This is a genomic window from Streptomyces sp. NPDC088400, from assembly GCF_044753355.1.
Lineage (GTDB): Bacteria > Actinomycetota > Actinomycetes > Streptomycetales > Streptomycetaceae > Streptomyces.
This window is the reverse complement of the sequence record NZ_JBIVMZ010000011.1, coordinates 198,944-216,162: the sequence shown is the minus strand read 5'-3', so window position 1 is coordinate 216,162 and position 17,219 is coordinate 198,944. Positions and strand designations below refer to the sequence as shown.

The window sequence follows — 17,219 nt, the reverse complement described above, 5'->3', positions numbered from 1 at the left end:
GCGGCTCTTACTTCAGCAGCGTCGCCGCAGTCCGGTAGGCGGCCGCGGCGGCCTCCCGCACCGGCAGCACACGGTGCGTGTCGGAGAGGATCTCCACACCCCAGGGGCCGTGCCAGCCGGCCGTACGGAGCGCGGTGACGATTCCCGGGAGGTCGAAAGAACCCTCTCCGCACAGGCGACGGCGGTGGACGGTGTCCTCGAAGAGAGTGCCGACGACCTGGCTGTCGGCGTCGTTGAGCTCCACACCCACGATCCGCGACCCTGGTACGTCCGCCAGGTCGGCGGGTGGGGTGTGGGCACGCTCGGTGTGCCAGACGTCGATGATGAGGCCACCCGCCGGGTGGCCGGCGGCCTCGACGAGCCGGAGTCCGTCGTGCACGGTCTTGAGGTTCGACCAGGGCAGGAACTCGATCCCGAGCCGGGCACCCACACCGTCGGCCTGCGCCGCCAGCGTGGCGAACTCCTTGGCCCAGACGTCCAGGTCCCAGGGCTCGTCCGCCACATCGGGCCCGATCTTGAGCGTGCGTGCGCCGAGTGCCTCGATGGCCCTCAGGAGTCCGCCGCGGACAGCGTCCGACGCGGCCCGCCGGGGTCCTTCGGTCCACCAGTCGGTCAGGAGTTCCAACTCGATGTGACTGATTCCGTTGTCCGCGAAGAGGGAGCGGACCCCGGCGAGCCCGTATTCGCGCTCAGCCTCCACCAGGTCCGCGTACAGCAGCCCGAAACCCTTGAAGCCGGCGGCGCCCGCCGCTTCCGCCCGTTCCCGCAGACTCAGCGGACTGCGTTGGTCATTCTGATCGGGAGCGGCGTCGCCCGCGGTGGTCCAACACGTGGCCAGAAATTCGTCAGTGGTCATTTCTGTTTCCCGGATTCCTCATGTTCGGAAAAGCGCCGGCACACAACGAATAGCAATTCCAAGAACTGGCAGGACCAGGCAACAGGTCGCCCCGGCATTCTTGGATGCCCCGCACGTGCCGGTCAACCCCTCAGCGGACATCAACTACGCATCAGTCCTGTATACGGCTACGCGACATCGCCCAGCACCGCGCGCAGATGCTCGGCGCTGGCCCACACATCATCGACCGGTCCCTTTCCTGTGGGCTCCTCGGTCAGGATCGTGTCCTGTTCCAGGACGTACCAGCCGTCGTAGCCGCGTGCGCCGAGATGCGTGACGATGGCCTGGACGTCCACGTCTCCCGCTCCCAGCGGGCGGTACATGCCCTTGCGCACGGCCTCCGTATAACCGAGTCGTCCGGACTGGACCTTGGCGGCGAGGGAGGCGTCCACATCCTTCATGTGAGTGTGGGCGATACGTTCGGGCGCCTGGCGGGTGAGCTCGGCCGGGTCGGTGCCGCCGATGAGCAGGTGCCCGGTGTCGAGGCAGAGCGAGATCGCCGAGTGCTCCAGGACGCGTCGGACCTCGTCGCCGTTCTCGATCATCGTGCCGACATGCGGGTGCAGGACGGCACGTACGCCGCGTTGAGCGGCCAGCGAGGCCAGCCGGTCGAGGTTGGACAGCAGCAGCTTCCAGCCGTCCGCGTCGAGTTCAGGGCGGGAGTCGTAGCCGTCCTGGCCGGTGACGGCCGACAGGACGAGGACTTCCGCGTTCGAGGCTGCGTAGCTCTCCAGGAGCTCTTCGACCCCGGGCAGCGGGTCGTGTCCGGGCACGTGCAGCAGCAGCGGGGTGAAGCCGCCGACCGCGTGGAGGTCATGGTGGGCGAGAACCCGGGCCATGGCCTCCGGCTCGCCGGGAAGGAAACCTTCGGGGCCGATCTCGGTGGCGGCCAGGCCGACCTCGCGCATCTCGTTCAGTACCCGTTCGGGCGTCAACTGGTAGCCCCAGCCGGGGACTTCGCACACACCCCAGGAGATGGGCGCGCCGGCGATCCTGTTCAAGGGTGACGTGGTCATGCCGAGGCCTTTCGTTGATTCCAGTCGGGGTTGGCCACCGCGGCCGGCGAGCGGCCCGCGAGGATGTCCGCGACACCGCGGGCGGCGTCGACGAAGGTCAGGGTCATCGCCCGGCGCGTCATTCCCATCACGTGCGGGGTGAGGACGACGTCGGGGTGGTCGAACAGCGGATGGTGACGGACCGGCTCGGGGTCGAACACGTCCAGCCCGACGCCCGACAGCCGGCCCGACTCCAGGGCGGCCAGAGTGGCGGCCGGGTCGAGCAGGCCGCCCCGGCCGCAGTTGATGAGGACCGATCCCGGTTTGACGTGGGCCAGCAGCCGCTCGTCCACGAGGTGCCGGGTGTCCTCGGTGAGCGGGGTGTGCAGGGTGAGTACGTCGCTCGCCCCGACGAGTTCGCTGAGGTCGGCGCAGGCGAACTCGGGCGGCGGCGGGCTGAACGGGTCGTACGCGAGCGTCCGCATCCCGAAGGCGGCGGCGAGTTCGCCCACCCGGCGGCCGATGCGGCCGTAGCCGACGATCCCCAGGGTGGCGCCGTCCAGGTCACCGGCCGGTACGGCGTTCCGCTCGGCCCAGCGGCCGTTCCGCACCAGGTCGGTCAGCGGTCTCAGCCGCTTGGTCAGGTGCAGGGCCATGGCGAATACGCCTTCGGCCACGGCCCGGCTGCCGCTGTTGGGGGTGATGACCACGGGGATGCCGCGGGCGGAGGCCGCCGCCACATCGACCAGGTCGACGCCGACGCCGGTGCGGGCGATGACCCGCAGCCGTGGCGCCCGCTGGAGGAAGTCCCCGTCGACCTGTCGGTCGGCACGGACGATGGCGCCCTCGGCGATCGCGAGTTCGTCGGGTGTGGGGTCGGTCACGAAGGTGACCCGCTCGCCGAGGACGGGACCCACCGTGTCGGCGTCGACGGGGCCGAGTGCCACTACGACGTGCTCGGACATGCGATCAACTCCGTACCGGATGACCGAAGTTCGCCGCCGGTACCTCGGCCACCGGCTGCCAGGAGCCGCTCTCCGCGGAGGCCGCCGCGGCCGCGATGACCTCGGCGACGGCGTGCGCGTCCTCGATCGTCGAATTGCGGTGCTCGATACCGGCCACGGCGGCCAGGAACTTCTTGGCCTCGATCACCTTCAGGTCGTCGTAGCCCATGCTGTTGCCGGGTCCTGGCTGGAAGTTGGCGTAGTCGCCCATGTGTCCGTTGCCGAGCACGGTGGTGTAGCCCTGGTGGGGCCTGCCGCGGTCGAGTGCGACACGCAGCTCGTTCATGCGCTCGAAGTTCCAGGCGACCGAGCCGTCGGTGCCGTAGATCTCGAAGCCGATGCCGCACTGCGGGCCGACGATGACCCGGGACGCCTCCAGGGTGCCGACGGCTCCCCCGCTGAAGCGCACCAAGGCGGCGCTGTAGTCGTCGTTCTCCACAGTGGCCATCTCACCGTCCTCGATCACCGCGAAGTGCGTGCCCGAGCCCATGGGCAGGATCGGACGCTCGGTGTAGACGGTACTGGTGAGGGCGCAGACCGCGCCGATCGGAGCCACGACGTAGCTGACCAGGTCCACGACGTGGCTCATCAGGTCGCCGAGCGCGCCGTGCCCGGCCAGGTCCCGCTTGAAACGCCAGGACAGGGCGCCCTTGGGCTCGGCGGCGTAGCCGGAGAAGAACGTGGCGCGCACGTTGGTGATGCGGCCGAGTCGCCCCTCGGCGATCAGCTCGCGTGCCCGCTCCACGGCGGGGGCATGGCGGTAGTTGTAGCCGATGGAGGTGACGACCCCGGCCGCGCGGGCCGCGGCGGCGACCTCGGCGGTCTCCTCGGCGGCGCGCCCGACGGGCTTCTCGATCCAGAACGGCTTGCCCGCCTTGGCGGCGGCGATGCCGATCTCGTGGTGGAGGAGGTTGGGCGCGCAGATCGAGACGACCTCGACGTCCGGGTCGTCGAGGACGGCACGGTAGTTGGTTCCGGCCTTCGCGTAGCCGAGGATGTCACGGGCGTAGGCCGCGCGATCCTCGGCCGTGTCGGCGGCATGGACGAGGCGGGGCCTGAGTCCCAGTTCGGGGTAGACGGAGGGCAGTGCCTGGTAGGCGCGGCTGTGCAGCTTGCCCATCCAGCCGACGCTGATCAGTCCGACGCCGATCTCGCGCGCGGCGCCCGGGATGGTGGTCATGGGTGCGTCTCCTTGTGGTCCTGTGGCCGGGGCCCGGCCTCGGCGAGCGCGGCGGACAGGGCGGCGGCCAGCAGGGTCGAGTCGGAGCCGATGGCGATGAAAGCCCAGCCCTCCGCTCGTTTGGCGGCTGCCGCCGTGCCGTCGGGGACGAGCAGGCCACAGGCCTTGCCGTGTGCGGTGGCGGCCTTGCGGACGCGCTCCAGGGCTTCCCGGTAGACCGGGGCGGTGAACTCGCCCGGTACGCCGAGGTCGTGACTGAGGTCGCGGGGGCCGACGAACAGGACGTCGACGCCGTCCAGCGCCGCGATCTCCTCGGCCTCCCCCAGCGCGCTCGCCGACTCGATCTGGACCACGCCGAGGATCTCGCCCTCCCGGTCCAGGGCTGCGGAGTCGAGCCCGAAGCGGCACGCCCGGTTGTAGGTGGCCACGCCCCGGTCCCCGGTGGGCGGATAGCTCAAGTGCCTGAGTGCGTCCCGTACTTCGGCCGCCGTGTCGAGTCGCGGCAGCATGATCCCGGCGGCGCCCAGGTCGAGCACGCGGCCGATGCGGATACGGGCCGCGGACTCGACGCGTACGACGGTCGGAACACCGTAGGCCGCCGCAATCGGGACAGTCGTACGGGCCTGTTCCTCTCCCCCCGCACCGTGTTCGAGGTCGAGCAGCAGCCAGTCTGCCCCGGCGGCGGCGCACACCTCGGCCGTGACCGCCGAAGCGGTGCCCACGAAGGTGCCCAGGGTGACCTCACCGGACGCGAGTCGGGCACGCAGGCGGCCGTGATCCAGCGGAGAGCTGTTCATCCGTACCACCTCTGGGACGCCAGACCATCTTCGTACTCGCCGCGCAGCCGCGCGACCGTTTCCTGCTCGGAGACCTCGGCCGGGGCCACGTCCCACCACACACCGGCGCCGGGAAGGTCGGCGTGCGGGATCACGGGGACGACCAGGACGACCGGGCCTTCGTGGCCGCGGGTCTCGGCCAGCGCGGTACGTACCTCGTCGGCGGTGGTGGCGCGGATCGCGCGGGCCCCGAGGCCCGCCGCGGTCTGGACGAGGTCGACCCGGAGATAGTCGCCCTCCAGGCGGGCGGGCTTGCCGGAGCCGATCTTCAGGCCGCCGTCGCGGTAGCGGAACTCGTTGCCGAACTCCCGTCCGCTGCGGACCATCTGGAGCCGGTGGATGACCTGGTAGCCGTGGTTCTCCGGGATCACGATCGTGACCGGGAGCCTTTCCTGGGCGGCCGTGACCAGCTCGGTCGGCGCCATGAGGAAGGTGCCGTCGCCCAGCAGGGACAGTACCCGCCTCGACGGGTCCGGCTCGGCGAGGCGGACGCCGATCGCGGCGGGCAGCTCGTAGCCCATGCAGGAGAAGCCGAACTCCAGGTGGGCGAAACGGCCTTCGGTGGCGTCCCACACCTTCAGCAGGTCGCCGGGCGGACCGCCGGCGGCGGCGATGATCGTGTCACCGGACCGCGCGTGCTCCTGGAGCAGGCCTATCAACTGGCCCTGAGTGAGGGCCGCGTCGGTCCCCCGTACGACATCGGAGTCGTCGGGCAGTGACGCGAAGTCGAAGGAGGTGCCGGGGTCGAGCGCGGCGGCACGTTGCTCCCGCCACTGCTGGTCCAGGGCGCGCACCCTCTCCTGCCAGTCGGCCGGGGTGGTGGTGCCGTTCGCCCGTACGGCGTCCGTCAGCGCGGCCAGGGCTCGCTTGGCGTCTGCCACAATGCCGGTCGCGCCCAGGCGGCCCGCGTCGTGCGCGCTGACGTTGATGCTCGCGAAGCATACGTCCGGGTTCTGGAAGACGGAGTGCGAGGCGGTGGCGAAGTCCGTCAGACGCGAGCCCACGGTGAGCACGAAGTCGGCTTCCCCGGCAAGGACGTTGACTGCCGGAGTGCCTTCCAGGCCGATGCCGCCGAGCTGCCACCAGGCGCGGCGCTGGACAGCTCCCTTGCCCGCGAATGTCTCCGCGACGGGGATGCCCGCACCGTCGGCGAGAGCCTCCAACTCGTCGGTGGCACCGGAGTACACGACCCCGCCACCGGCGATGATCAGCGGCTTCTCCGCCTCGGCGAGCATCCGCGCGACCACCGCGACCTCGTCGCCGTCCGGCGCCGGACGGCGGATCGGCCAGTCGCGCTCGGTGAAGAACTCCGCCGGGTAGTCGTAGGCGTGGGACTGGATGTCCTGCGGGAGGGAGACGACGACCGCGCCGGTGTCGACGCCGGTGAGGGCCCGCATCGCCGCGGGCAGCGCGGTGAGCAGCTGCTCGGGCCGTGTGATGCGGTCGAAGAAGCGGGAGACGGGACGGAAGGCGTCGTTCACCGAGGCATCGGCCTCCACGGGGTGCTGCAACTGCTGCAGTACGGGGCCCTGGTGACGGGTCGCGTACGTGTCGCCCGGCAGCAACAGGACAGGCAGCCGGTTGACGGTGGCGAGGCCCGCCCCGGTCACCATGTTGAGAGCGCCCGGACCGATGGAGGCGGTCACGGCGAGGGTCGCGTGCCGCTTGGTCGCCTTGGCGTAGGCGGTCGCGATGTGGACGAGCGCCTGCTCGTTGCGGCCCTGGACGAAGGGGAGTTGGTCGCTGAGCTGGTCGAGGGCCTGGCCGAGGCCGGCCACGTTGCCGTGGCCGAAGATGCCCAGCGCGGCCGGTATGAGTCGGCGGCGGCGGCCGTCGGCCACGGAGTACTGCCGGGAGAGGTAGGTGACGACGGCCTGGGCGACGGTGAGGCGTACCGTGCCCTGTTGCGTCCGGTCGGTCATGAGTCGGCTCCTGCTCGGGGATGTGTACGGGGACGCGGCCGCGTCACCAGGGGCGGCCGTGCAGGACGACGGTCTTGACCTCGGTCATCTCGCTCACCGCGGCGCGGGGGCCTTCCTTGCCGTAACCGCTGCCCTTCAGACCCCCGTACGGCATGAGGTCGGCACGCCATAGAGGCGTCCAGTTGATGTGGACGGAACCGGCGTCGATCTCCCGGATGGCACGGACCGCGCCGGCCACGTCGGAGGTGAAGATCCCCGCACCGAGGCCGTAGGCGGTGCCGTTGGCCTGGGCGATGGCGGACTCCCAGTCGGCGGCCGAACTGACGGCGACCGCCGGACCGAACAACTCCTGCTGGCTGAACGAGGAGTCGGGATCGACATCGGCCACGACGGCCGGGCTCACCACGGTCCCGTCGCGCTCGCCGCCGGTCAGGACGCGTGCGCCGTCCGCCCCGGCCCGCGCGATGGCCCGCTCCACCCGTTCCGCCTCGGTGGTCGTGATCAGGGAGCCCATGGTCGTGTCGGGGGACGACGGGTCCCCGGTCCTGATGGCCCGGACCTTGGGGACGAGGGCGTCGAGGAAGTCGGCGGTGACCTCGGGGTGTGTGATCACTCGCTGGACGGAGATGCACACCTGCCCGGCATTGACGTATCCGCCCAACGCGACAGCGCTCGCGGCCAGTTCGAGATCGGCGTCGGGCAGTACGACGACCGGGCAGGAGGCGCCCAGTTCGAGGGAGAGCTTCTTCACTCCCGCGGCCCGCGCGATGTGCTCGCCGGTCGCCGTGGAGCCGGTGAAGGAGATCTTCCGTACGCGCGGGTCGGTCACGAGGGCGTCCCCCAGCACCCCGCCGGAGCCGACGAGCACCGAGAGCACGCCCTCGGGAAGCCCGGCGTCCACGAAGCACTCGGCGAGTTCCAGCGCGGTCAGCGGTGTCGAGGTGGCCGGCTTGAGGACCACCGCGTTCCCCGCCGCGAGCGCGGGCGCCAGTTTGTGCAGCACGAGCAGGGCCGGGTAGTTGAACGGTGTGATGGCCACCACGACACCGCACGGCTGGCGCAGCGTGAAGCCCACCTTGTCCTGCCCGGTGCCACGATTGGCGTCCAACGGCAGTGTTTCGCCGTAGAGTTGAGTGCCTTCGAAGGCCGCGAGACGGATCAGATCCCCGGATCGCGCCGCCTCGCCGGTGGCCTCCGTGATGGTCTTGCCCGACTCCGAGCTGATGGTCTGCGCGATCTTGGCGGCTCGCTGGTCGGCGAGTTCCGCCGCGCGCAGCAGGATCGTCATCCGCTCATGAGCTGAGGTACGCCGCCAAACCGCGGCGCCCCGCTCCGCCGCCGCCAGGGCCACCTCGACGTCCTCGGGGCCGGCCTCCCCGACGGTACCGACGGTCGAGCCGTCGAAGGGCGACGTCACATCCCGGGTCCGTCCCGACCCTGCCGACGCTTGCCATCGGCTTCCGATGAGTAGTTCCGCAGGCGCCATTGCCCTCTCCCTCCAGAAACCCGTCAGGCTGATCAGCAGCTCCCCGAGGAGCTCCCGAAAGACTTCTCACAAGGTCGAAGAAGTGCTGATCAGCCGACAGCCAGGCCGTTCACATGGCCGCAACGGTAGGTGGGACGCCAGGCATTACTGAAGGGGCAGAAACCATCATTATCACGTCATTGGATACATCTTTGTTCCATCATCTGTGACGGCAGTGCGCTCACACAGGGTGGATCATGCACGCCGATGGGCCTCGGTGCCGCGAGTGGGACGGCGGTCCGGCATGGGGCCAGGATCGTCGGCGCCAAGGGCCGGCCGAGTCGAGGAGGCCGGCACTTGCCTCCCCTCCCCTTCGGGGGAAGTCGTCCACCTCGTCGGTGGCGCCTCACCTGGAGGTAGCGCGCCCTACAGGAACCGGCGGATGGGCCGGACAGCCGCTTCCTTCGTCCGTTGTATCGCCGAACGGCCCTTCCAGCGGCGCCCGTCGATCGGTTCACTCACCGCCAGGTCTTCCTCGAAGTGCCGGTCCAGCGTCGCGGTGAACCGCTCGTCCAGGACGGCGAGCATGACCTCTTCATCATGGTCGAGCGAGCGGCGGTTGAAGTTCGTCGACCCGATCAGGGAGGCGACCCGGTCAACCGTAATGATCTTGGCATGCATCATGGTCGGCTGGTACTGGTGGATCTTGACGCCGCAGGCTGTCAGTTCCTCGTAGTGCTGCTGGCCGGCGAGCTGGGAAACGCGTTTGTCGGTGTGCGGGCCCGGCAGCAGGATCTCCACTTCCACCCCACGACGGGCGGTCGCACACAGCATCGCGACGAAGTACGGATCCGGCGAGAAATACGCCGTGGTCAGTCGCACGCGTTCCTGGGCGGACTCCAGCATGACCCGGATCAGGGTCTGCATGTCCTGCCAGCCGAAGCTCGCCGACCCCCGCACCACCTGCACGACCGCATCGCCAGGCCGGGAGTGCTCGATGAAGCGGTCCCGCTCATCGAACAGTTCGTCATGACACTCCGCCCAGTTCTGGGCGAACGCCGCGGCGATGCCGTCCACGGCCGGGCCACGCACCTGGACGTGCGTGTCCCGCCATTCACTCTCGTCTCGTGCGTTGCCACACCATTCCTCGGCGATACCCACGCCACCGGTGAACGCTGTTTCCTCGTCCACGACGAGGACCTTTCGGTGGCAGCGGTGATTTTGCTTGAAGGGCGAGAGGTGAAGAGGCTTACGGAACCAGGCAACCTGCACGCCCGCCCGTTCCATGGCTTCCAGCTGATCCTTCTCGATCAGCCTGCTGCCGAAGCCGTCCAGCAGCAGCCGCACCCGCAATCCGGCGCGGGCCCGCTCGGACAGAGCCTCGGCGAACCGGTGGGCTATGTCACCTCGCCAGTACACGAAGGTCATCATGTCCACGGTGTGCTCCGCGGCACTGATTCCCGTCAGCATCGCCGCGAAGATCTCATCCCCGTTACGGAGTGGAAGGAGCGAATTACCTTCGGTGGCCGCGATGCCGATCAGTCGCTCCAGTCGGCGCCGTATCCGTTTCGCGCGTTCCGCGGTGTCCGGCATGGCCGGCTCCGCCGGCTCGGGATCCTGCTGCTGGTCTCGTGTGCTGGTCATCCGCCACCGTCCGAAGTGAAGTGGCAGAGCCGCGAAATTGCGGGAGGTGTCTGCCGAAGGGTGAACTGTACCGGTGCCCGACCGGAGGGTGAAACAAGGGATCCACTCCGGACGGCCACGTCATACGGAAATTACAGATTTTCCGGCCGCCGCAACCCGGGCAGCCGGAAAATCCACGATCAAGGTGGAGGGCGGCCCTTTAAGGGCCGCCCTCCACCGGTCTGTTCACGTCGCAGTAAAATGCAGGCAAAACCGGAGCCCGCACGAGCGGGCCCTCTGCTTGCCTGCCTGCTCAGTGGCGGCCGTGTGCGCTGTCGGAGGCTCCACCGAAGAGCCGGGCAATGGCCCGGAACGGAAGAGTGACGACGGTGGCGACAGCTCCGCCGATGGCGCGGAATACATCTGCGATGGCCTTGAGCATGCGATCCTCCAGTAAATGTGCCCGGCCCTGCCGGGCGAGGTGCCGCTGTGCGGCCGTCCACCTCCCCTGCCCCGGCAAAACAGCCGGAAACAAAATGAAACTCATGGCATCACTTATCAGGGATCCCGCACGAAAATCAAACCGGGTACGCCGTCTGACCGTAAGTGAAATCAAGTGACATGGAAACTCGGTCCATGACGTTTCGAAGAAAAATGACGGGTTTCCTGATTGAGCGGAGTACGGCGGGGCACACGACCGTCCGGAGGTTGATAACTATGGTTCCCCTACTTCTCGTTCTGCTTCTCGCCCTGATTCTCTTCGGTGCCGGGTTCGCACTCAAAGCCTTGTGGATCGTCGCGGTGATCATCATCGCCGTCTGGCTGCTGGGCTTCGTGATGAGGTCCGTCGGTTCCGGCGGAAAGCGAGGCCGGTGGTATCGCTGGTAGCCGGGCGACAAGCAGCACCGCGCGAGTTATTACGTAGCGCTGTCACTGGGTGCGGCAACGAATTTTGTTGCCGCACCCAGATCGCGTTTCCCGCCGTCGCACCACCCGGCGGGAAACGACAGGACATCGGACTCACAGAGGTTCACGAGAAACGACGTCATTCGTGCGCCCGCCGCGTCAGGGAACCGAGCCCACCCGCTTGGAAAAGCCGGTCCAGGTGGTGGTTCAGCACCGCGGCGGCGGAGTCCGGGCCACGCTGGCCGACAAGGACGCTGATGCCGAGTCCCGCAGACATGGCGAGCAGGCTGACCGCCTCCAACTGGACGTCCGCACCGGGCTGAACGAGATCCGCCTCCTGTGCCTGCCGGAGAAGTTCGGCCAGGGCCTCCTCGGCGGCATCAGGGTTCCGGATGAACGGCTGGGCGGCGAGCGCCTGATCGGTCACGGCCAGAACGGCGTACGACGTGTACACGAGGTGGAAGGCGCGGCTCTCCTCGTCGGTCGGCAACGACTCCATCAGAAGCGCCTCGATCATTGCGCGCGGTCCCTGGCCGTCGCCGACGGCCCGGGATCTGGCTGCGACTCGTTCCCCGAATTTCTCCGCCAGCTGCTGCAGCCCGTACAGCAGCAGCTTTTCCTTGGTCTCGAAGTAGTACTGCACCAGTCGCAGTGACACCCCTGCCTCCGCTGCCACGTCACGCATCCCTACGGCGTGCAGGCCGCGTCGTCCGGCGACCCGAACGAGTGCGTCGGCGATCTCGCTACGCCGTTCCGCGTGGTCCACGCGCTTGGGCATCGGCCGCCCCTCCGCTCGTCGATTGCCCTGTCCGGGGCCTTCCTGGACATGATGATACAGCCGTACCAACAACGTGGTACGTTCGTATCACCAAAAATCGAAATCCCGGAGGTGGCCGTGTCCGAGACCACGACTCACACCCAGGCCGATGTCGGCCGCTATGTGAGCGATCGCTTGCGTGACCGCTACTTCGCGGCCTGCGACGCCGTTTATGCGCTGGGGGCGCCCACGCTCGCGGAAATGGACGTGGAGACGTCCTTCGGCACCACGCACGTCTACCGGTACGGCCCCATGAACCCAGCGGCCCAGTCCCGCACTCCCGTCGTCCTGGTCCACGGAGCGGGCTCCTGCTCTGCCATGTGGTATCCGAACACCCCCGCCCTCAGCGCCGACCGCCCCGTCTACGCGATCGACACCCCAGGCGATCCAGGACGCAGCGTGCAGCGCGAACCCATCCATCAACCCGACCGAGCCGCACAGTGGCTGGACGAGACACTTACCGGGCTCGGGCTTGAGCGCGTGCACCTTGTCGGCGCCTCCTACGGCGGATGGCTCACCCTCAACCAAGCGCACCGCAGGCCCGGCCGCCTCGCCTCGGTCACGCTGCTCGACCCCGGAGGTCTGGAAAGGGTAGGGCTGCGTTTCTTCGTCTGGATCTTCGCCAGTCTCTTGGCGACCTTCGCCCCCAAGGCGCTTCGCCCACGGTTGGCAGCCTGGCTGGAGCAGCCCGTCCTCATCGTGCCGGAGCTGCGCACGATGATCAGATCGGGTGTCCGCGCCTACCGCATACGCCGCCCGGCTCCACTCCCTCTGTCCGAGGACGAACTGTCCGCCATTCGTACCCCGCTCCATCTGGTGCTTGGCAAGCGAAGCCTCCTCGTGCACCCAGAGCGGCAAGTGGAGCGGATTCCACGCCTGATACCCGGAGCCCGCGCCGAAATCGTCTCCGACACCGGCCACGGACCGCAGATCGATCACGCGGAGGAGGTCAGCCGCCGGATGCTGAGCTTCATGGACTCCGTCAGCTGACAGCCGGCAACGCTGACCGCCCACGGGAGCCCTGGCCTCGTGGCAGACCACGGCCCCCTGGCAAGCCCCAGTGCGTCAAAACTCGGATTCTGGCTCACCTTCTGTTTGCGCCGTGGGGCACTGGTGGTTCGAGTACCTCCCCCGACTCGTGAACAACCGCCTTCACGACTCGTGGGCAAACCTGTTGGTGGCTTTTGATGTGCCGGGGTGGAGGGTGAAGACCCGGTCCAGGGTGGGAACCGGGGCGGGCACGCCGAGGGCGAGAAGCGCTGTGTCGTCGTCGAGTCCGTCACCGAAGCCGGCGAGGAGCCCGGTCAGAGCGGTGACAAGGGCCCGGGGTCCCGCGGCGGGCTGTTCTGCGGTGAAGGCGCGCAGGGCATCATCACCGTAGAGCTCAAGCTTGGGGCCGGTGCGGGCTTCGGTCAGGCCGTCGGTGTAGAGCAGCAGGGTGTCGCCGGGGAACAGTTGGGTGCGGGCGGCCGTGAACTTTGCGTGGGGCAGTGGGCCGATGAGCATGCCGCCAGGGGTGGGCAGGTACTGCGCGGTGCCATCAGCGCGTTGGATCAGTGCGGAGGGGTGACCACCGGAGGCCAAGTGCACGCTGACATGGTCGCTGTCCGGGCGCAGGACACCGAATATGGCGGTGCAGTACCGAGTGTCGCCATTGGTGTAGCGCTCGTGCAGCACGGTGTTCAGGGTGGTCAGCACGGTGACGGGGTCGGGGTCGTACAGGGCGGCCGCCCGCAGTGTGTAGCGGGTCAGTGAGGTGACCGCGGCGGCCTGGGGGCCTTTGCCGCACACGTCGCCCAGGAAGAACGCCCACTGGTCCGCGCCGAGCGGGAACAGGTCGTAGAAGTCTCCGCCGAGAAGATCCGGAGAGGCCGTGTGGTAATAGGATTCGGCTTCCAGGCCCGGGACCGTTGGCAGCTCGGCGGGCAACAGGCTCTGCTGTAGGACGGCGAGGGCTTCCTGGAGTTGCTCGCGGTCGGCCTCGGCCTGTCGGCGTGCTTCTTCAGCCGCCTGGCGTCCACGCAGCAGCTCGGTCTCGTAGGCGCGCCGATCGCGGGCATCGAAGACTGTGGTGCGGACGAGCATCGGTTCGCCGTCGTCGCTGGTCTTCACCTTCGAGGTGACGAGCACCGGCACCCGCTGCCCGTCAGTGGCTTTGATGTCCAGGGCGATGCCGCTGACCTCGCCGTTCATTTGCAACAGCGGGGCGAAGTGCGTCTCGTGGTAAAGCTTGCCGCCCACGGTGAGCAGATCGGTGAACCGCATCCGGCCCACCACCTGCCGCCGTGAAAGACCCAGCCACTCCAGAAGGGTGGTGTTGATCTTCGCGATGGTGCCGTCCATCAGCGTTGACAAGTAGCCACAGGGCGCCTGCTCGTAGAGCTCCTCCGCGCTGTCCTCCAGCAGGGCGGTGAAGGCCACGTCGGTGACTTCCATGTCTTGCTCCCCGTCCGGATTCTGATCGGTGAGGCACATCAGCGGGCCGATTTTATGAAGTCGGTGATCGCCACCGCGGTGGCCTGCGGTGCGCTCAGCTGTGGGCAGTGCCCCGTCGCCTCCAGCGTGACCAGGCGGCTGCCCGGGATCGCGTCGTTGACGTAGGCGCCGACCTCGCGGGGGGCGATCACGTCCTGCGTGCATTCCAGCACCAGCGTCGGCACCGCGACCTTCTTGAGGTCTTCGCGGCTGTCCGACAGGAACGTCGTGCGGGCGAAGACCCGAGCCATCTCCGGGTCGGTCGCGCAGAACGAGGTAGTCAGCTCCTGGCCGAGTTCTGGCCGGTCCGCGTTACCCATGATCACCGGGGCCATCGCCGCCGACCAGCCCAGATAGTTCGACTCCAGCGACTCCAACAGCTCACCGATATCGTCCGCGCTGAATCCGCCCCGGTACCCGTCCTCGTCGATGTAGCGGGGCGACGGAGCCACCATCACCAGGCGGGAGAACCGCTGAGGTGCCTTGGCCGCTGCGAGAACGCCGACCATGGCACTGACCGAGTGCCCCACGAAGATCACATTGCGCAGGTCCAGCTCCTCGCAGACATCCAGCACATCCGAGGCGTAGCCCTCCAACGAGTTGTAGCGCTGCTCACTCCAGGCCGAAGGGTCCGAGCGGCCGGAGCCCACGTAGTCGAAAAGCACCAGCCGGAAGTCCTCGGCCAGCATGGGGACCACCAGGCGCCACATGTTCTGGTCACAACCGAACCCGTGGGCCAGCAGGAGCACCGGCCCGTCCACTCGGCCGGTGACGATGATGTTGTTCCTGCGACGGATATCCATGCCCACCCATTTCCCATCACTCGGGGCGAACGAGCCGAAGCGGCTGACCCGGCCCGAACCGGAGCCAAAAGCAGTGCCGCTGGTCCGATTGTGGGAGGAATGGTCGTCCGTAGGTACGGGGTTCATTCAGAACCTTCCTTGGTACGGCACGTATCAAGAAATTCCCACCGAGCAAGAGCAGCACGGGGATCACAAGAATGAGCCGAATGAAATGCGAAGGAAAATCCGGCCTGCAGTGAATCCGGTATGTGGATGCAGGCGACGAAAAGGGTGGCGTCACGCGTACGTGAAATACCGGACTTCAGACAAGTGCAGCTTCGAGGGAGGCCCGCATCGCTGGATAATGCCTGCGGCGATGGTAGTTCCACGTGATTCCACCATGCGAAATTCCGGCGGCGGAGGCCCTGCATCTTGAGGGATGCGGGCCCCCGCCGCAGAGTGCACGTCAGGGTCAGGCGGGAACGATGTTCTCGGCCGTCGGGCCCTTCTGGCCCTGCGCGATGTCGAAGGTGACCTTCTGACCTTCGAGCAATTCACGGAACCCCTGGGCCGCGATGTTCGAGAAGTGGGCGAACACGTCGGCACCGCCACCATCCTGCTCGATGAAGCCGAAACCCTTTGCCGCGTTGAACCACTTCACGGTGCCAGATGCCATGCCATATCTCCTTTGGGGCAGTACGCCGGTACCCGCAATGTACGGATACCGGGTCGCCGCGATGACACCCCTCCGGAATGACCGGAAACACAAAAACGCTTCCAACGACTGAAAGTACCGCTGGAGGCGCTTGAATTTGGGAACCAAGACTGCAACTGAGAGCGACAGTAGCATGCCCTGATAACCGGCGTACGTTACATAATTCAATTCCGCTCGTTGCGATAAAAACACTCCCGGCGCGGCGCATCAAACCCTCACCTCGCGGTCGTAGCTATTAATCCAACCGGAGCACAACGTTTCGGGAAGAGCGGTCGCTGTTCACCAACACGTCAGCACGCCGCCGTCCTGCTCGATGAAGCCGACGCTCTGTTCTCCTGCCGCACGGCACAGCGAAACGCGCACACCGGAGGACCCGGGCGGACCGTCTCAGGACACGGGCGGACCGGAGGGTCCGGCGGTCCGGCGGTGTTCGGCGTTGATGCGCTGGGCTTCTTCGAGCTGATCTTCGAGGATGACGATGCGGCAGGCGGCCTCGATGGGGGTGCCTTGGTCGACGAGTTCCCTGGCGCGGGCCGCGATGCGCAGTTGGTAACGGGAGTAGCGGCGGTGGCCGCCCGCAGAGCGGAGCGGGGTGATCAGGCGGGCTTCTCCGATGGCGCGGAGGAAGCCCTGGGTGGTGCCGATCATTTCGGCAGCCCGGCCCATGGTGTAGGCGGGGTAGTCGTCGTCATCGAGACGGCCGAACGAGTCGTTTGCTGTCATTGCACCTCTCTGTGAAACGCGTTGAGGGGCCCTGGCGCCGTACCGGCACCAGGGCCCCGAAGGAACTGCTACACCATCTGCCGACCCTGATACTGCGCCGGCCCTCTGTTTCCGCAGACCCGACCTGAACGCTGTCGGGGGCGCGGGGATCGCGGTTGCTCGACCGGAGACCACCTCACTATCGATGTCCTGCGGTACCCGGGGCGAAGACTCCTCCCGGGCGATCCTGATGGCGTCAACTCCTCCGTTCTTCCCTCGAATCAATCACTTACCAAGCGGAACTGCGTACTGCTGGTGATGCGAACTACACCTACGGAACTGCTGTTGCGCGAAGTGCGCCACTGCTCATGGCGGCCCCTGATCACTACGGGCCACCCGGTCCGGTCGTCAGTCCCGTCACCGTCTTGCGAAAACAATGGCTCCGGAACTCCACTACCGCACCGTCCTGCGAACTGCGTCTACCACTGCCCGGCAGTTCATCTCTGCCGGGCCTCGCTCGATCTCGGCTACGAGAGAAACCATAACCACACCACCACCCAATGTCTACTCCAGCCGACATAGATTTCCGTGAGCCAGCCGGGGAGATAGTCGACCTCGACCACTGATGGGGTACTCGGCATCCCCGCTCCAGCCAGGACACCCGCTCCGAGCAGCGCCGATACGCCGCCATCGACACCGCGAACACGGTGGCCAGCCCGTCCGGCCACGTAGATGATCAGCTGGACACGCTCCACAGCCGCGCCCGAAGATCAGCGCAAGGGCACGAGCGGCAGAGGCCGCCGCCGCACGCGCGCACGCCGGAGCGGGGCCGGTGCGACGCGATGTGCGCTGGGGGCAAGCCCGTTGCAGCGCCAAGCCCGGCTGCGCACCGCCGGACACAC

The 17,219-nt window shown here is 67.8% G+C and carries 16 protein-coding genes; 2 read left to right on the top strand and 14 right to left on the bottom strand.

What is annotated here, in order from left to right; all coding sequences use genetic code 11:
- Positions 1-7: 7 nt before the first annotated feature.
- The 9 genes from ACIQD6_RS26445 to ACIQD6_RS26405 form a co-directional block, all read right to left on the bottom strand.
- Positions 8-856 (bottom strand): sugar phosphate isomerase/epimerase family protein, encoded by an 849-nt coding sequence (locus ACIQD6_RS26445; protein WP_401886568.1) that lies wholly within the window; start codon positions 854-856, stop codon positions 8-10.
- A 167-nt stretch (positions 857-1,023) separates the two neighbouring features.
- A complete protein-coding gene (locus ACIQD6_RS26440) occupies positions 1,024-1,911 on the bottom strand; it encodes a sugar phosphate isomerase/epimerase family protein (RefSeq protein ID WP_401886565.1) in 888 nt (295 codons plus the stop codon).
- Positions 1,908-2,855 (bottom strand): NAD(P)-dependent oxidoreductase, encoded by a 948-nt coding sequence (locus tag ACIQD6_RS26435; RefSeq protein WP_401886562.1) that lies wholly within the window; start codon positions 2,853-2,855, stop codon positions 1,908-1,910. Before ACIQD6_RS26435 ends, ACIQD6_RS26440 begins: the two co-directional genes overlap by 4 nt.
- 4 nt (positions 2,856-2,859) lie before the next feature.
- Positions 2,860-4,074 carry a Gfo/Idh/MocA family protein gene (locus tag ACIQD6_RS26430; RefSeq protein ID WP_401886559.1) on the bottom strand — a complete coding sequence of 405 codons (1,215 nt, stop codon included), beginning with the start codon at positions 4,072-4,074 and terminating at the stop codon, positions 2,860-2,862.
- A complete protein-coding gene (locus ACIQD6_RS26425; RefSeq protein WP_401886557.1) occupies positions 4,071-4,871 on the bottom strand; it encodes an HpcH/HpaI aldolase/citrate lyase family protein in 801 nt (266 codons plus the stop codon). The genes ACIQD6_RS26430 and ACIQD6_RS26425 overlap by 4 nt, the downstream gene beginning before the upstream one ends.
- Positions 4,868-6,832: a 3D-(3,5/4)-trihydroxycyclohexane-1,2-dione acylhydrolase (decyclizing) gene (gene iolD / locus ACIQD6_RS26420; RefSeq protein ID WP_401886555.1), complete on the bottom strand. Its 1,965-nt coding sequence runs from the start codon at positions 6,830-6,832 to the stop codon at positions 4,868-4,870. Before iolD ends, ACIQD6_RS26425 begins: the two co-directional genes overlap by 4 nt.
- A gap of 43 nt (positions 6,833-6,875) precedes the next feature.
- Positions 6,876-8,318 carry an aldehyde dehydrogenase family protein gene (locus ACIQD6_RS26415; RefSeq protein WP_401886552.1) on the bottom strand — a complete coding sequence of 481 codons (1,443 nt, stop codon included), beginning with the start codon at positions 8,316-8,318 and terminating at the stop codon, positions 6,876-6,878.
- A 405-nt stretch (positions 8,319-8,723) separates the two neighbouring features.
- A complete protein-coding gene (locus ACIQD6_RS26410; protein WP_401886550.1) occupies positions 8,724-9,941 on the bottom strand; it encodes a phosphatidylserine/phosphatidylglycerophosphate/cardiolipin synthase family protein in 1,218 nt (405 codons plus the stop codon).
- 292 nt (positions 9,942-10,233) lie between these two features.
- Positions 10,234-10,362, bottom strand: coding sequence for an LPFR motif small protein (locus ACIQD6_RS26405; protein ID WP_401886547.1), 129 nt, complete (start codon positions 10,360-10,362; stop codon positions 10,234-10,236).
- Positions 10,363-10,637: 275 nt separating this feature from the next.
- Between ACIQD6_RS26405 and ACIQD6_RS26400 the strand changes: the two genes are divergently transcribed.
- Positions 10,638-10,808 (top strand): hydrophobic protein, encoded by a 171-nt coding sequence (locus ACIQD6_RS26400; RefSeq protein WP_401886544.1) that lies wholly within the window; start codon positions 10,638-10,640, stop codon positions 10,806-10,808.
- A 157-nt stretch (positions 10,809-10,965) separates the two neighbouring features.
- On the opposite strand, the gene ACIQD6_RS26395 is transcribed toward ACIQD6_RS26400, so the two are convergent.
- Positions 10,966-11,604, bottom strand: a complete 639-nt coding sequence (locus ACIQD6_RS26395; RefSeq protein WP_401886541.1) for a TetR/AcrR family transcriptional regulator — start codon at positions 11,602-11,604, stop codon at positions 10,966-10,968.
- Positions 11,605-11,715: 111 nt separating this feature from the next.
- Here ACIQD6_RS26395 and ACIQD6_RS26390 point away from each other — a divergent pair, with 111 nt between their 5' ends.
- Complete coding sequence (locus ACIQD6_RS26390; protein WP_401886827.1) at positions 11,716-12,633, top strand: alpha/beta fold hydrolase; 918 nt, start codon at positions 11,716-11,718, stop codon at positions 12,631-12,633.
- 162 nt (positions 12,634-12,795) lie between these two features.
- Here ACIQD6_RS26390 and ACIQD6_RS26385 read toward each other — a convergent pair whose 3' ends face one another.
- From ACIQD6_RS26385 to ACIQD6_RS26370, 4 genes are all read right to left on the bottom strand, one after another.
- Positions 12,796-14,118, bottom strand: coding sequence for a PP2C family protein-serine/threonine phosphatase (locus ACIQD6_RS26385; protein WP_401886538.1), 1,323 nt, complete (start codon positions 14,116-14,118; stop codon positions 12,796-12,798).
- Positions 14,118-14,921, bottom strand: coding sequence for an alpha/beta fold hydrolase (locus ACIQD6_RS26380; RefSeq protein ID WP_401886824.1), 804 nt, complete (start codon positions 14,919-14,921; stop codon positions 14,118-14,120). The genes ACIQD6_RS26385 and ACIQD6_RS26380 overlap by 1 nt, the downstream gene beginning before the upstream one ends.
- 451 nt (positions 14,922-15,372) lie before the next feature.
- A complete protein-coding gene (locus ACIQD6_RS26375; protein ID WP_030304224.1) occupies positions 15,373-15,576 on the bottom strand; it encodes a cold-shock protein in 204 nt (67 codons plus the stop codon).
- A gap of 426 nt (positions 15,577-16,002) precedes the next feature.
- Positions 16,003-16,338, bottom strand: coding sequence for a MerR family transcriptional regulator (locus ACIQD6_RS26370; RefSeq protein WP_401886535.1), 336 nt, complete (start codon positions 16,336-16,338; stop codon positions 16,003-16,005).
- Positions 16,339-17,219: the final 881 nt, after the last annotated feature.